Source organism: Chryseobacterium sp. JV274 (assembly GCF_903969135.1).
Classification (GTDB): Bacteria; Bacteroidota; Bacteroidia; order Flavobacteriales; family Weeksellaceae; genus Chryseobacterium.
The window spans coordinates 5068350-5082838 of record NZ_LR824569.1 but is presented as its reverse complement, the minus strand read 5'-3'; the positions used below and the strand labels follow the sequence as shown (position 1 = coordinate 5082838).

The 14489-nt window shown below is 37.9% G+C and carries 15 protein-coding genes, 2 tRNA genes and 1 pseudogene; 11 read left to right on the top strand and 7 right to left on the bottom strand.

The window, feature by feature from the left end; translation table 11 throughout:
* Window positions 1-11 precede the first annotated feature (11 nt).
* Window positions 12-84: transfer RNA gene (locus CHRYMOREF3P_RS23415), tRNA-Lys, on the bottom strand.
* A gap of 244 nt (window positions 85-328) precedes the next feature.
* Window positions 329-401 (bottom strand) — tRNA-Lys (locus CHRYMOREF3P_RS23410).
* A 284-nt stretch (window positions 402-685) separates the two neighbouring features.
* On the opposite strand from CHRYMOREF3P_RS23410, the gene CHRYMOREF3P_RS23405 reads away from it, so the two are divergent.
* Entirely contained in the window at window positions 686-1141 is a 456-nt protein-coding gene (locus tag CHRYMOREF3P_RS23405; protein WP_077414726.1) for a MarR family winged helix-turn-helix transcriptional regulator, read from the top strand.
* Window positions 1142-1156: 15 nt separating this feature from the next.
* On the top strand, window positions 1157-1660 hold the full coding sequence (locus CHRYMOREF3P_RS23400; protein ID WP_180565639.1) for a transposase: 504 nt from the start codon (window positions 1157-1159) through the stop codon (window positions 1658-1660).
* Between the two features lie 65 nt (window positions 1661-1725).
* Here CHRYMOREF3P_RS23400 and CHRYMOREF3P_RS23395 read toward each other — a convergent pair whose 3' ends face one another.
* From CHRYMOREF3P_RS23395 to CHRYMOREF3P_RS23375, 5 genes are all read right to left on the bottom strand, one after another.
* Window positions 1726-2364: a DJ-1/PfpI family protein gene (locus CHRYMOREF3P_RS23395; RefSeq protein WP_077414730.1), complete on the bottom strand. Its 639-nt coding sequence runs from the start codon at window positions 2362-2364 to the stop codon at window positions 1726-1728.
* Window positions 2365-2466: 102 nt separating this feature from the next.
* On the bottom strand, window positions 2467-3468 hold the full coding sequence (locus CHRYMOREF3P_RS23390; RefSeq protein ID WP_077414732.1) for a GlxA family transcriptional regulator: 1002 nt from the start codon (window positions 3466-3468) through the stop codon (window positions 2467-2469).
* Between the two features lie 195 nt (window positions 3469-3663).
* Window positions 3664-5256 (bottom strand): beta-carotene 15,15'-monooxygenase, encoded by a 1593-nt coding sequence (locus CHRYMOREF3P_RS23385; RefSeq protein WP_232539090.1) that lies wholly within the window; start codon window positions 5254-5256, stop codon window positions 3664-3666.
* Window positions 5249-6313: an HlyD family secretion protein gene (locus tag CHRYMOREF3P_RS23380; protein ID WP_077414734.1), complete on the bottom strand. Its 1065-nt coding sequence runs from the start codon at window positions 6311-6313 to the stop codon at window positions 5249-5251. The genes CHRYMOREF3P_RS23385 and CHRYMOREF3P_RS23380 overlap by 8 nt, the downstream gene beginning before the upstream one ends.
* 4 nt (window positions 6314-6317) lie before the next feature.
* Window positions 6318-7640 (bottom strand): TolC family protein, encoded by a 1323-nt coding sequence (locus tag CHRYMOREF3P_RS23375; RefSeq protein ID WP_077414736.1) that lies wholly within the window; start codon window positions 7638-7640, stop codon window positions 6318-6320.
* Between the two features lie 132 nt (window positions 7641-7772).
* On the opposite strand from CHRYMOREF3P_RS23375, the gene CHRYMOREF3P_RS23370 reads away from it, so the two are divergent.
* The 9 genes and pseudogenes from CHRYMOREF3P_RS23370 (at window position 7773) to ric (ending at window position 14487) form a co-directional block, all read left to right on the top strand.
* Window positions 7773-8585: an AraC family transcriptional regulator gene (locus CHRYMOREF3P_RS23370; RefSeq protein WP_077414738.1), complete on the top strand. Its 813-nt coding sequence runs from the start codon at window positions 7773-7775 to the stop codon at window positions 8583-8585.
* 100 nt (window positions 8586-8685) lie between these two features.
* Window positions 8686-9117 carry an RrF2 family transcriptional regulator gene (locus CHRYMOREF3P_RS23365; RefSeq protein ID WP_047384164.1) on the top strand — a complete coding sequence of 144 codons (432 nt, stop codon included), beginning with the start codon at window positions 8686-8688 and terminating at the stop codon, window positions 9115-9117.
* 100 nt (window positions 9118-9217) lie between these two features.
* Window positions 9218-9994 carry a class I SAM-dependent methyltransferase gene (locus CHRYMOREF3P_RS23360; RefSeq protein WP_180565637.1) on the top strand — a complete coding sequence of 259 codons (777 nt, stop codon included), beginning with the start codon at window positions 9218-9220 and terminating at the stop codon, window positions 9992-9994.
* 300 nt (window positions 9995-10294) lie between these two features.
* The gene (locus CHRYMOREF3P_RS23355) at window positions 10295-10747 is read left to right on the top strand and encodes a hypothetical protein (protein ID WP_180565636.1); all 453 of its coding nucleotides are present in this window, start codon (window positions 10295-10297) and stop codon (window positions 10745-10747) included.
* 58 nt (window positions 10748-10805) lie between these two features.
* A pseudogene (gene nirK, locus CHRYMOREF3P_RS23350) lies at window positions 10806-11840 on the top strand (copper-containing nitrite reductase); the annotation flags it as partial.
* Window positions 11841-11879: 39 nt separating this feature from the next.
* The gene (locus CHRYMOREF3P_RS23345) at window positions 11880-12776 is read left to right on the top strand and encodes a formylglycine-generating enzyme family protein (protein WP_232539089.1); all 897 of its coding nucleotides are present in this window, start codon (window positions 11880-11882) and stop codon (window positions 12774-12776) included.
* On the top strand, window positions 12715-13278 hold the full coding sequence (locus tag CHRYMOREF3P_RS23340; RefSeq protein WP_077414748.1) for an SCO family protein: 564 nt from the start codon (window positions 12715-12717) through the stop codon (window positions 13276-13278). The genes CHRYMOREF3P_RS23345 and CHRYMOREF3P_RS23340 overlap by 62 nt, the downstream gene beginning before the upstream one ends.
* Before the next feature lie 12 nt (window positions 13279-13290).
* On the top strand, window positions 13291-13716 hold the full coding sequence (locus CHRYMOREF3P_RS23335) for a c-type cytochrome (RefSeq protein ID WP_180565634.1): 426 nt from the start codon (window positions 13291-13293) through the stop codon (window positions 13714-13716).
* A gap of 45 nt (window positions 13717-13761) precedes the next feature.
* Window positions 13762-14487: an iron-sulfur cluster repair di-iron protein gene (gene ric / locus CHRYMOREF3P_RS23330; protein WP_180565633.1), complete on the top strand. Its 726-nt coding sequence runs from the start codon at window positions 13762-13764 to the stop codon at window positions 14485-14487.
* Window positions 14488-14489 lie beyond the last annotated feature (2 nt).

Below are 14489 nucleotides of genomic sequence, written 5' to 3'. Positions count from 1 at the left end.
GTCTCCTTAAGTGACCCGGCTGGGATTCGAACCCAGGACCCATACATTAAAAGTGTATTGCTCTACCAGCTGAGCTACCGAGTCGGTCACTTACTTTTTCAAGTAAATCCCTTTGTTTAAGGGACTGCAAAGATAGAAACTTTTTCTTTATTTACAATACTTCCCAAACATTTTATGATCCAAATACTGCTAACTTTTACAAAATCAGAGACAAAAATTTCATGTTCTATCGCAGATCAGATCATTTGAATTTCAAATATTATAAAATGAATAAGAAATATAATTAAACTAAAAATGGATTGCTCAATTAAGCAATCCATTTTACTAGTGACCCGGCTGGGATTCGAACCCAGGACCCATACATTAAAAGTGTATTGCTCTACCAGCTGAGCTACCGAGTCGGCCATTTACTTTTTCAAGTAAATCCCTTTGTTTAAGGGACTGCAAAGATAGAAAAACAGTCTTTAATTCCAAATTTTTCTATGCTTTTTTACAATAAAATTTACACCCAAAAAGTCAAACACCTGTTTATAAATTAATTACGTTAATTATTTTTTTTCCAATACAATCTTAGGAATAACAAGAATCTCCGGATGAACCGGTTTTTTGGACATAAAATATATTTTGCTAAGTCAAAAATAAAATATATCTTAGCAACTAAGATAATTATTAAATAATTAAATTAATGACTAAAGATACTATATCTCTTTTTCGTGAGGCCAGCAGAGCCTATTCTGATGCTTCTATTTTTATGCACGAAGCTATTGCCAGAAAAGCAGGTCTTTCCAGTGCTGATCACAAGTATCTGGGACTTATTTTGCAGTATGAATCTATCACAGCCGGTGAAATATCAAAGTTAACAGGTCTTACTACCGGTGCTGTGACGGGGTTGATAGATCGTCTGGAGAAAAAAGACCTTCTTAAAAGACAATTTATCCGGGAAGACCGAAGAAAGGTAGTCATCATTCCAAATGTTGAGAATAGTATGAAATTATTGGGACCTATTTTCGATGAGCTGCAGAAAAAAACACTTAGCCTCATTGCTGCTTTTTCTCAAAAGGAAATAGAATCTATTGAACGGTATTTCAGGGAAGCGACCCTCCTTATGAAAGAAACAGCAGATCATTTAAACAACCCATAAAACCATAATAAACCCATGGAAAGTTTAACCGTGACTTCAATTACCCGTGCAGAAATATGGCTTTGCATTACGACATTGCTTTACTTCCTTATGAATGGTGCACAGATTTTCGAAACTCTTGTATTTGTGCCTAAATGGGCTTCTTCCCCACCCGACACCTTTAAGCTGCTTCAGAACGGAAAAGGAACAAGTCTGCAGTTTTTTTGGATTATCCTTCATTCCCTTCACGAAATTGCCTTCATTCTTGCCCTCTTTTTTTGCTGGAAAATTGATCCGGTAAGGAACTGGCTTCTGGCTTTATTCATCATTCATGCAGCAGTAAGAGTCTGGACATTAGCCTTTTTCGCACCAAACATTATACAGTTTCAAAACCTGGCAACATCCTCTTCTGTTTCAGAAGAAATATTATCCAGAATCTCACTTTGGAAAACCCTTAATTATATTCGGGTAGCTATTTATATTGCTATTTCAATAGGCCTTATTCCTCTTTGTATTAAACTATTCAGCTTCCGATATTAATTAAACCCTCTTTAAAAAAAATTGCCGGCTCATTACAGTCGGCAAAAATGATAAATCAAATTCTTTTACATTGAAACATCAGCTTTACTATTCTGGTATTCAAAAAGCTTAACGATAGTATCAACGGTTTCCTGGCCCAGATGCTTTCCAATAAGATAGAGAGCAGCATCAATTCCGGCTGTAATTCCTGCAGTTGTTATCAGCTGTTCCTGATCAATATAACGTACGTTCCGGATGACATTAGCTTCAGGATTGTGCTGTTCCAAAACGTCTAACAGCATACTATGAGTTGTGATATTATGACCAGCAAGTATACCCGTCCCCGATAGCAGCATACTTCCCGTGCATACAGTAAATACAACAGTTCCGGTGTCGTACTGATTTTTAATCCATTTCAGCACAGTTTCCCGAAAATCCTTATCCTGAATATATTTCATAATATGGTCAGGGTTTGCGCCGGGAATGACAATGATATCCGGCTTTGGACACGTCTGTAAGTCATAGGTAGGAATAACAGCCATCGTATTTGCTTCGGTGTATATGGCTTCTTTTATTTTTCCGACTGTAAAGCAATAATAACTGTTGGGCTGTATGACATTTGCTTTGACAAAAACATCCAAAGGACCATTTAAATCAAGTACTTCTACCTGATCATAGACTAAAAACGCTACATTCATTGTTTTACTGTTTTGTACGTGTTTCATAATTCTGTTATTTTTAAGATGATTATTTTGAGAATAAAGGCATAGCTCTTCCTTACTGACAATTGATGATCATCAGTTTTATTGTAAGCAAGGGAAAAATGATTATTCTATGCGCTTAAATGTTTTCCGGTATTGTGCCGGGGTAAGAGAAATATTTTTAATGAATAAACGACGCAGCGAAACAACACTGCTAAAGCCACACTTATCAGCAATGATCTCTATACTCATATCAGTATATTCCAGCAGATTCCTGGCCTGATCCAGCCTCATTTTTTCCAGAAACCGGCCAGGAGTTAATCCTGATTCTTTTACAAATACCCTCGAAAAATTGCGGACACTCATATTCAGAGAGTCAGCAATGAATTCTACGGTTACCATCTCTCCGAGTTTGTCTTTCAACAGATCTCGAACCTGCTTTGTAAAGGGAGACATCGTTTCATATTCCGGCAATGCATTTCCAAACTGAGACTGCATTCCGGGTCTTTTTAAATGCAGAACAAGATGGCAGGCAACTTCTGCTGCCAAAGCTTTACCAAAATCCTCCTCTAAGAGTGCCAACGCAAGATCCATTCCTGAAGAAACACCTCCTGAAGTATAGATGGGTTTGTCACAAATAAAAAATGGATTAACATTGACTTCTAACTTTGGGTAAGATTTCTGCAGTATATCTGCAAATTTCCAATGGGTAGTGACTTGCCGGCCATCCAGCAGGCCTGCTTTGGCAAGTACAAATGCTCCCACACATACTGATCCCATCCGCCTTACTTGTGGTGTTATATTTTGAAGATAAAGATAGACATCGGGACTGATTTCGTCCAGCACACTCAAGTTGGTACCAGCTACGAGTAAAGTATCTATAGGAAAGTCGATATCATAAATGGTGTGACTGCATGACAACGGCATTCCAGAACCGGAATATATTATCTTTTCTGATGTGCCGGATACCAAATGAACATGATAACCCGAATCCTTACTTTCACTGTTCAGAAAGCGGTTTGCTGATGTAAAAACATCCCACGGTCCGGCAATATCAAGCAGCTGTACCTGTGGTAATGCTAAAAGCACTATATTTTTCTTTCCGGTATGCTGTTCTTCTTTCTTCATATCTCATTCTGTATGAGTACAAATGTAGCGAGAAAGTGCCTTGTCTGCAATGACAAAAAACATACAGTTCCGGCCAAAATACGTTTACTTTTTCTGTCATAACAAAAGAGACTGCCTTATTTATAAGACAGTCTCAGCACTCTACTATAAAATTAGCTTAACTAGCTATACTTTCCAAATCATTAAAAATTTCACCTAAGCTGGTGACAGTCTTCGTGATTTCAAATAAAGAGCTGTACGATTCAGATAGGGAAAAAGAAAAATCAATAACAGTGAAGCCGCAAGCAGCCACATCATCATTTCATAATAATCCATAGCAAAACGGACATGATCCTGAACATTCATTCTTCCTACCAGCAGCTTATTGGCCGCTTTTACCGCCTTGTCTTCAGGCATCCCTCTGGAAATAAGTTTAGCTGTCTGCTGATGAAGAAAATTTTTGACTGCCGAATCCACAGCACTTAAATGATCCTGAAAAGCATTATAATGGCGACTTTTTTCAAACAATTCAAAAAAATTGATCAGTGCTATACTGATGCAAAATCCCAGATATCGGACTGCCAGAGCCGTTGCAGCAGCTGAAGGACCAATAATAGCAGGAACTGAAGAAATAATAAAAATAATAGTCGGAACCATAATCAATCCTACCCCCAATCCCTGGAGAAACAACGGAATATAATAATTAAACTCATCAGCCTGAACATCAAAAGAGTAATACATTAATCCATGAAAGATCAAAAGCATTAGAAATCCAAAGCCCCAGATATACCTTATATTTTTCTTTTGCAAAACCATACAGCAGGCAATAATTACCCCTGCAACCAACCCTGCAAGATTGAAAATATTGATATAGGAAATATGAAACGGATCCAGATGCAGTTCCGAAGCAAAATAATTGTTGACAATTCCTGAGGCAAACCGACAGATATACATCACAAAAAGGATCAGCAACCCTACTTTAAAGTTTCTGTATTTAAAAATCCGAAGATCAATATAGGGTCTTTTAATGGTCTGCTGGCGGAAAATGGATATCCCTCCCAAAACAACAATTCCTATGACACTACCCAGAATCCGGTTATCTTCCAGCCAGTAATATTCCTGTCCAAAAATGGTAATATATCCTACCAGTACCAGGATCGTACTGAACAGCCCGAAGCTCTGCCAATCCAGCTTATACAGATGAAATCTCGCATGGGTTCTGTAATTGCTCATGGCAAGAGTGAGGAAAATAAGTCCCGGCAGGTAAGAGAATATTGCCGTTTTATAGACAATATTAAAATTATAGGAATCAATAAGATCCGCAGTGATCAGATTATTAAACGGCAGCGCACAGATCAGAATTCCGAAGAACACTGAAAAACTAATCTCCCTTCCTCTTTCACTGCTCAGCCTCGTAAAAATCAGGGTAAGCGAAAGATTCACATTTCCTGCAAATAACATTCCCTGCATGAAACGCACCGGAAACAGGATATAAATTTCACGGGTAAAATAACATACGAGGCAGGCCAAAATCTGCAGTGTGGTAAACAGAAGAAAATATTCCTTTGCAGCCAGAAAGCTAAAAAATCTTCTTTCCAAACTGTAAAATCCTACATATCCTGCATAAAACAGTGCTACAGAAAACTGAATATCCGCTGGTTCGCTCCCATAATATCCCGCTGCTGCATTCACATTAGCTAAAGGAAGAAAAAATATAATGATTCCCGGAAGAGTCATCGAAAAGAGAATGATCTTGATCAGCCATTCCGGTGCCCATTTTTTGAAAAAGGGCATTTGTCTTTTAGCCATTAGAATGTTTTTTGTCGGCATATACATTCACATTCATTCCCACTTTCAGCACATCAATATCTTTTCTTGTTCCATCTACTTTTATTCTCACAGGAATACGCTGTACAATCTTCACATAGTTCCCGGTAGAATTATCCGGTGGCAGTAATGAAAAACTTGATCCGGTAGCCGGGGAAAGCGAAATGATAGTTCCTTTAAATTCCCTGTCAGGATAAGAATCTGCTACAATTTTCACATGATCCCCGATATGCATATCCTTGATCTGTGTTTCCTTATAATTCGCAACCACCCATTTATCTGTTTCATTATTGACAATAAATGCCAACGTTTCTCCGGCATCAATCATCTGCCCAACTTCAACAGTTCTTCTCCCCATTCTTCCGTCATAAGCAGCAGTAACTGCGGTATAGCTGACATCAAGTTTATGACGGTCCAGCAGTGCTTCCAGTCTTACAATTTCTGCCAGTACAACTGTTTTTTCTGCCTGAATATCATTTATTTTTGATTTTGAAGCTGCATAATTATCCTGAGAAGATTTGTAATCACTTTCATTGACATCCAACGTTGCTTTTACATCTTCAAGCCGCTGTTTTGTGGCAGATTCTTCATCATAGAGTTTTTTATATCTGTTATAATCAAGCTGCTGCTTCCATACTTTTGCTTTATTGGCATCTATCTGAGCCATTGCTGCTGCAGCTTCTTTTTCTGTGGTACCTGTGTTGCTTTCCAATACTTTCAGCTGGGCACGGGCTTTCTGAAGAGCTGCCTGAGTCTGTTTTTGCTGAAGGATATATTCACGGTTATCTATAATCAGAAGCGTATCCCCTTTTTTAACTTCCTGATTTTCTTCAAATTTCACAGCTACGATAAAGCCTCCGGCTCTTGAAATAATAGGGTTCACATATTCCTGAACCTGTGCATCATTGGTCTGTTCATATGCATAATAGTTCTTTAGAGTAAAACCGCCCCATATGGCAAGTGCGGCAACGATTAAGACTGAAATCCATCCTGTGATCTTTGTGATCAACCTGTCCGTGGGAGTATATTTTTTTTTCATTGTATTATAAAACGCCTGTAATGTTTTGTAGTAAATAATAATTGTTCTGTGCCATAATTTTTGCTGCTTCCAGTTCAAATTTTGTCTGAAGAAGCTGTATATCTGCATCCAGCAGTTCTGTAATAAGAGAAGTCTGGCTGAAGTAAGTATTCTTAATAATACGTGCATTCTCTTTGGCCTGAATGACATTGGCTTCCGCTACCTTTATCTGCTCAAGAGCTTCCTGATACCTCAGATAAGCTTCTTTCACCTGTTGTCTTACTTTATCTTCTGTATCCTTGTGTACCTCCTCTTCTTTTTCAAATTCCAACTGTGCGGCTTTTACTTTATGGGTATTATGATAAAGAGAAGAAATGGAAAAAGATGCCTTGACTCCAACTATTCCCAATGAATACCAATAAGGATTGTAGGGATAAAGAAAAATCTGCGGATTGGCATAGTAGAATTCACCATACATCCCGATTTTAGGTCTTACATTGGCTTTTACCTGCTTCAGTTTTATCTTACTCAGTTCTGTCTGCTGTTCAGAGACATGATAACTGAAAGAGTGATCCAGCGCCAGTTTCAAATAGTCATTGTAAGGAGTATTTTCATTCCATTGATTAAATGGTGCTTCAGGAATAACAATCTGCTCATCAGGAATACCCAGGATAATGTTCAGCTTTTGTGTAGCAATGAGAATATCATTTTCTATAGTTACTAAAGCCATCTTCCGTTTTGAAAGTTCAAGCTCAATCCTTAAAACATCACTTTTTAAAACGACTCCGTTTTTATAAAGGGCCTGAATTTCTTTAAGCTGTGTCTTCTGATCGGCAATATCTTGCTGTATAAGGTTTCTGAAAATTAAAGCTTTCTGGAGTTCAAGATAAAGCGCTGCAGTTTTATAATGAATATCAGAAACAGACTGCTCTTTCTGGATATCCTTAATTTTCTGAAGAGTCTGATTTTCCTTAATCTTAAGATTCAGCTTGTTTCCGTTATAAATGTTCAGATAAAAATCTGCTCCCGCCCGGTAAAGCGTGTGAATGACTTCATGCTGGGTTGGTTTGGAAAAGATTCCGTTTTCATAGATGGGAATGTTGGACGCTTTTTCTGCAGAACCTTTAACTTCTATTTCCGGAAGCCGTTCTCTTTTTGCATCTTTTACTTCAGCTTCCGCAATGTCTACATTGATGGTATTGATTCTGATATGACGGCTGTTTTCTTCAGCTTTTTGCCATGCATCTTTTAAGGAGAGTCGTAGGGTATCCTTTGTTGAACTGCCTGTCTGAGCTGATATTGTGTAGGAAATTCCCAGCATCAGCAATCCGGCGACATAAATTTTCATTTGAATTTTTGAATTATTGCACTGCAAATTTATCCTCAATCCGGAAATTATATTTATCTAAAATAGTCAACTTTTACATGATTCCGGCCAAATGATTATATTTGCATTCTCATTGGTATTTTATATTTTTTTATGGGATTAATTGCTGCACTTCCTGATATTGATAAAGACGACAAAAGTGTATTTGTTATGCACGAGAAATCGGAAAAACTGATTCCTTTCCACAAGCATACGAAAGGACAGCTGAGCTATGTGGAAGGTGGTATTGCCTATATTACGATCAGCAACAGGACGTATGTGGTTCCGGCCCGGCATTTCTTCTGGATTCCGCAGGGAATGGAACATATTTTAGAGATCGGACACTCCGCCACAGTTCTTCGTTCTCTTTATTTCTATGCTCATGATGACCTCTCAGATCCCTTCTACAGCAGACTGGGAATATATCCGGCATCAGAACTGCTGATTCAGATGATCAAGTATACTGAAATATGGGATGAAAAACATGTTACTGCAAAAGACGAAAATTTTGAATTTCTGGTCGCTTTAAAAAAAATACTGCCCAAAACCCATCAACAGCCGTTACCCATCATTCTTCCTGCCACTCACAACAAACAAATGATGAAAATTGTATCTTATCTGGAATGGAATATCAGCGAAAAACTTACTTTGGCCAATGTAAGCACCAGATTTGGCCTGAGTGAACGCTCTATGTCCCGACTTTTCAAAGCAGATATGGATATTTCTTTTCTTCAATACCTGAAAACATTAAGAATCATCAAAGCCATTGAATTACTTTTAAATACAGACAAGCCTATCAATGAAATTGCTGATGATGTAGGCTACAGTTCCATTAGCGCCTTTAGTGATACTTTTCGCGAATTTACACAATCCAGACCTTCAGACTTGAGAAAGAGTAATAAAACGACTCAAAGTTCCATCGGATAGCCAGTTTATTTATGACCTTCGTCAGCTTTAAAAAAATAAAAGAGTAATTTATCTTTTATTAAAAATATCTTTCTATCTTTGTCTCATAAAACTCAGAAAAATGTTTTCAAAAACCTGTGAATATGCCTTAAGAGCTTTGATCTACATCGCCCAGCAGTCTAAAAATGGCAGCAGGGTCGGGATTAAAGACATTTCAAAAAGCATCCATTCGCCGGAACACTTTATCGCCAAAATTTTGCAGGACCTGAGCAGAAAAGGATTTGTACAATCTGCCAAAGGCCCGAATGGAGGTTTTTATATGGATCAGAAAAACCTGAATACTTCCATTGCTGATATTGTAAGGGAAATTGATGGTGATAAGCTTTTCTCCGGTTGTGGACTTGGTCTGGAGCAATGCTCAGAAATACATCCCTGCCCTTTGCATGAGCAGTTTAAAAGCATCAGACAAGATCTTCGTATCATGCTTGAAACTTCAAAAATTCAGGCTTTTGTTGATAACCTGGATTTAAAACTAACCCATCTGAAGGTGTAAAAAAATTTAAATAAATAAAAGACAAAAAAGTCTTTATATATTAAATAAATTCAAAAAAATGGGGTCTTATAATTTAATTAACTTATTAAATAACAATCTAATGTATACAGAAAATATTGAGAAAATGTCCGGACACTGGTTACTGGCTAAAATCGGTAAAAAAGTGTTGCGTCCCGGAGGTCTTGCGCTGACCAAAAAAATGTTATCAATGCTGGACATCACCTCTGCTGATGATATGGTGGAATTTGCTCCCGGTCTTGGATTCACCGCGCACATGACATTGGAAAAAAAACCTGGTTCTTATATAGGAATTGATGCGGAACAAAGTGCCGTAGAGTATCTTAACAGGGAATTTGGAGGGATATCAGCCCAATTTAAACTGGGAAATGCAGCAGAGAGTTCTTTACCTGAACAATCGGCCAGTAAAGTCTATGGAGAAGCGATGCTGAGCATGCATGCAGATCACCGGAAAGCAGAAATTATTCAGGAAGCCTACAGAATCCTGAAACCTAAAGGATATTATGCAATTCATGAACTGGCTTTAAGACCGGAGAATCTCGACAGTAATGTAAAACTGCATATTCAGAAGGAACTGGCTTTGGCTATCAAGGTGAATGCACGTCCGCTGACCGTTTCTGAGTGGACCGCATTATTGGAAAAAGAAGGATTTAAAGTACTGAAAGTAGAAACTGCACCCATGCATCTTCTGGAACCTCAAAGAATTATTGATGACGAAGGGGTTTCCGGAGCCATTAAAATTGCTAAAAATATATTACTCAATCCTTCCATCAGAAAGAGAGTGCTCAAAATGAAAAAGATATTCAAAAAACATGAACAAAACATGTGTGCTGTGGTGATTATCGCAACAAAAGAATAAATTTTGAAAGTGAAAATAAGGTGATAAAAGTCAGAACAAATAAAAAACAATTCACTCTTTTATCCTTAAAATAGATTTTATATTTGTATAAGAAAAGGAGAAGAAAGCACCTTCAAAAACCGGTAAAAATTACAGTTCATCAGCAGTTCAGGATAAAGATATCCCTGCTCATGATATAAGTATCTGGTTCCTATTTTTAAAATTAAAAGACTAAATATTTATCGATTATTTAACAAAATTTTCTCAGAAAACAATTTAATAAAAGATAAAAAGGTATTAATATCTCAAATAATAATAAAAATGAAACTGAATGCTAAAAACCCATTGGTGCTAATGATGCTTTGCCTGATGGCAGGTGTTTTTATCACGGTCAGTTTTCTGGAAACCCCCATGAAGTTTCAGGTTCCGGGAATGACACTTCCTGTAGCCCTTGAGCTGGGAATGATGATGTTCGGAATATCCACTAAAATACAATGTGTTTTCCTTATTCTTATTGTAGCAGGAATGTTCGTAAGCAGAAAAAAATACACGAAAACAGACTTTATAATAATAGCCGTTTTATTAGCCATCCTGCTGTTAGAAAAATTCTGGATGCTCCCTGCCCTTGATAACCGGGCCCAGTTGTTATCAGCTGGAAAACCGGTTTTATCGTCAGAAATGCATAATTATTTCATCTATGCTGAATCTGCCAAAGCAATATTTCTGTGTATAGCCATCAGCTTACAATTTATAAAACAAAAAAATGAATACTGAAGCAACTCTGCACAATATTTACTCCAACAGAAAAATTTAAACTATTAATTCCCTTATTATGAAAAAAACGATCGTACTCACCACAGCATTATGCACAGTAATGATATTCAATGCCTGTAAACAAAGCACTTCATCCGATACAGTCAATGGTACCAATACGGAGAATATAAAAACGGATGGAACAAGTGAAGAATTAAAGATGCCAGCTCCACCTCATGTTCCCGCCCCTGTTGGAACCCGTGCTGCTAAAAAAATCATTGTAAAACTGGAAACGATAGAGAAAACGGGAGAACTTGCAGATGGGACACAGTATAATTTCTGGACTTTCAACGGAACAGTTCCCGGAAGCTTTATCCGGGCAAGAGTTGGAGATGATATTAAACTTCATCTTAAAAACCATGAAAATAATACCTTCCCCCATAATATTGACCTTCATGCTGTAAACGGACCTGGCGGTGGTGCTGAAGCTACTTTTGTGGCTCCCGGTAAAGAAGCTGTCTTTACTTTCAAAGCACTCAACCCCGGATTATATGTCTACCATTGTGCAACAGCACCTGTAGGAATGCATATTGCCAACGGAATGTACGGTCTTATTCTTATAGAGCCTGAAGGCGGACTTCCAAAAGTAGACAAGGAATTCTATATCATGCAGGGAGATTTTTACACGAAAGGAAAATTCGGAGATAAAGGTTTGCAGGAGTTTGACATGGATAAAGCGATTGCTGAGCATCCTGAATATGTAGTCTTCAATGGAAATACAGCCTCTCTTTTAGGCGATAAAGAACTTCAGGTAAAAACAGGGGAAACAGTAAGGTTTTTTGTAGGGAACGGCGGCCCGAATCTTACCTCTTCTTTCCATATTATCGGGGAAATCTTTGACAAAGTATACATCGAAGGAGGCAGCAAAATAAATGATAATGTACAGACCACTGTAATTCCTCCCGGCGGGGCGTCTATTGTAGAGTTTAAAGCGACAGTTCCCGGAGAATATGTGATTGTAGATCATGCAATTTTCAGGGCATTCAACAAAGGTGCTCTAGGTAAGATTAAAGTAACCGGACCAGACAATCCGGCAGTGTATAAAAAGAACCAGTAATGAATTAAGGTTCATTGGGATTTTAAAAGAGAAACAATGAGAACTTTTGTAATTATAGTAGGTCTGGCAGTCTGTTCAGTAATGACATGTTGTTCCGAAAAGACGAAAAGAGCGAAAGTAAAAATTCCAGCCCAAAAACATTTAAACCTGATTGTAAGTCAGAAGAAAATGATCAGAATACAGGGAGGAACATATAAGGCATTCATAGGCAAAGATTCAGGAAGGATTGTAAGAGTACAGACTTTTTACCTGGATGACAGCCCTGTTACGAACCGGGAATATCTTGGATTTCTTAAAGCAAATCCTCAATGGGCACGAAGCAAAGTACTAAGACTCTATGCAGACAGTAATTACCTGAAACATTGGAAAAGTGACTATGAAATCCCGGCAGGAATAAGCCCGGAAGCACCTGTCACCAATATTTCATGGTTTGCCGCTGAAGCCTATGCTAAAAGTACAGGAAAAAGACTTCCGGCAATCGACGAATGGGAATATGCGGCACTGGCAGATCAATATACTCCGGATGCCTCCAGGGATCCCGCTTTTACAGATTATATTCTGAAAGCTTATCAAAAAAAGGATAAAAACCAACAACCTATAAAACAAGAACCTCCTAATTATTACGGAATTTATAATATGTATGGAATGGTTTGGGAATGGACTTATGATTTCAATTCGGTAATGATGAGTGGAGAATCCAGAAAAGATAATACGGTGAATGACAACCTCTTCTGTGCCGGAGCAGCAGTAACTTCTTCTGATCTAAGAAATTATGCAGCCTTTATCCGGTATGCATTAAGGGGAAGTATAAAAGCAGATTACTGCCTTAATAATCTAGGATTCAGATGTGCTAAAACAAAAATTGACCCTTATGAAAAATATAACCCTCATGCTGCTGGCTTTGATGATGATATCCTGCAGCAAGAAAAATGAAGGGATAACCCCTGATTCTATCTACAATGTACAGACAAACTGGGAGAAACAGAATGGTGAGAATATTACATTCTCGGATCTGAAAGGAAAAGTACTGGTGACTGCAATGATTTTCACTTCCTGTAAAACGGCCTGCCCAAAACTGACCGCGGAAATGAGAACGATCGCCCAGAAAGTAGGAAAAACAAATCCAGAGGATATTCAGTATGTATTAATTTCCATTGATCCGGAAAATGATACTCCAAAAGTAATGAAGAGATACCTGTATGTAAACCGATTCGATGAAAAAGAATGGACTTTCATCCGGGGTAATGAAGAAGATACCAGAGAACTGGCCAATATAATGGCTGTAAAATACAAGCAGATATCTCCTATAGAATTCTCCCACTCCAACATCATTACAGTGTATTCAAAAAAGGGAACTCTTGCTTTTCAAAAAGAAGGTCTCGATAGTGATTACGAAGCTATTGTGAGCGAAATAAAAAAACAAATACAACTTTAAATGGATAAGATTATGAAAAAATTACTTGTAGCAGTTTCACTGTTTTCACTTGCTGTAACATCATGTTCAGATAAAAAAGGTACAGATCCCATTCCTCAGCAGCAGGAAACCAATACAATGCTGGAAGAACCAAAACCCCAGGCTGCAACTCCGGCATCCACACCACTTTCAGGAGCTGATGCAGAAATTGCTGAAGGAAAATCCCTTGTAGAAGGAACAGACTGTTTATCATGTCATAAAATCGCTTCAAAACTTGTAGGTCCCGCATATCAGGAAGTTGCAGCAAAGTATAAAGAAGCAGATCTTGATATGCTTGCACAAAAAATTATTGACGGCGGTAAAGGTAATTGGGGAGAAATTCCTATGACTCCTCATGCAGGATTGAGCAAAGATAACGCCAAGCTGATGGTAAAATACATTCTGTCACTTAAGAAATAGATTTTAAAAAATTTAAAATAATAAAAGATAAAAAAGTATTATATTATGAATACAAGAACAGACTTTATAGGAAATATGGTTGCTGAAGATTTCAGAGCGGCAGCAATTTTTAAAAGACATGGAATCGATTTCTGCTGTAAAGGAGGAAGAACCATAGAAGAAGCCTGCAGTAATAAAAAATTGGCTCCGGAAAAAATTTATGAGGAACTGGAAGCGCTTCCAAAAAATGAAGGATCTACAATAGATTTCAATAGCTGGCCTTTGGATTTGCTGGCAGATTATATTGAGAAAACCCATCATCGTTATGTAGAAGAAAAAACGCCTGTGCTGCAAGCTTTCCTTGATAAATTATGTAAAGTACATGGAGACAGACATCCGGAGCTGTTTGAAATTAATACATTATTCAATGAATCGGCTCACGATCTGGCCGCTCACATGAAAAAAGAAGAACTGATCCTGTTTCCTTTTGTACGAAATATGATGAAGGCTAAAATATCAGGCACAGCGCTCCCCCAACCTGCTTTCGGAACAGTAGAAAACCCTGTTAATATGATGCAGCACGAGCACACTGTGGAAGGTGAACGTTTCAGAAAGATTGCCGAAATTACGGATGAATATCTTCCTCCCGCAGATGCCTGCAACACATACAAAGTAGCATTTGCCATGCTTCAGGATTTTGAAAATGACTTGCATAAACACATTCATCTTGAAAATAATATCCTTTTCCCAAAAGCTATCCGACTGGAGAAAGAATTTGCCGTTGAATCTTAAAA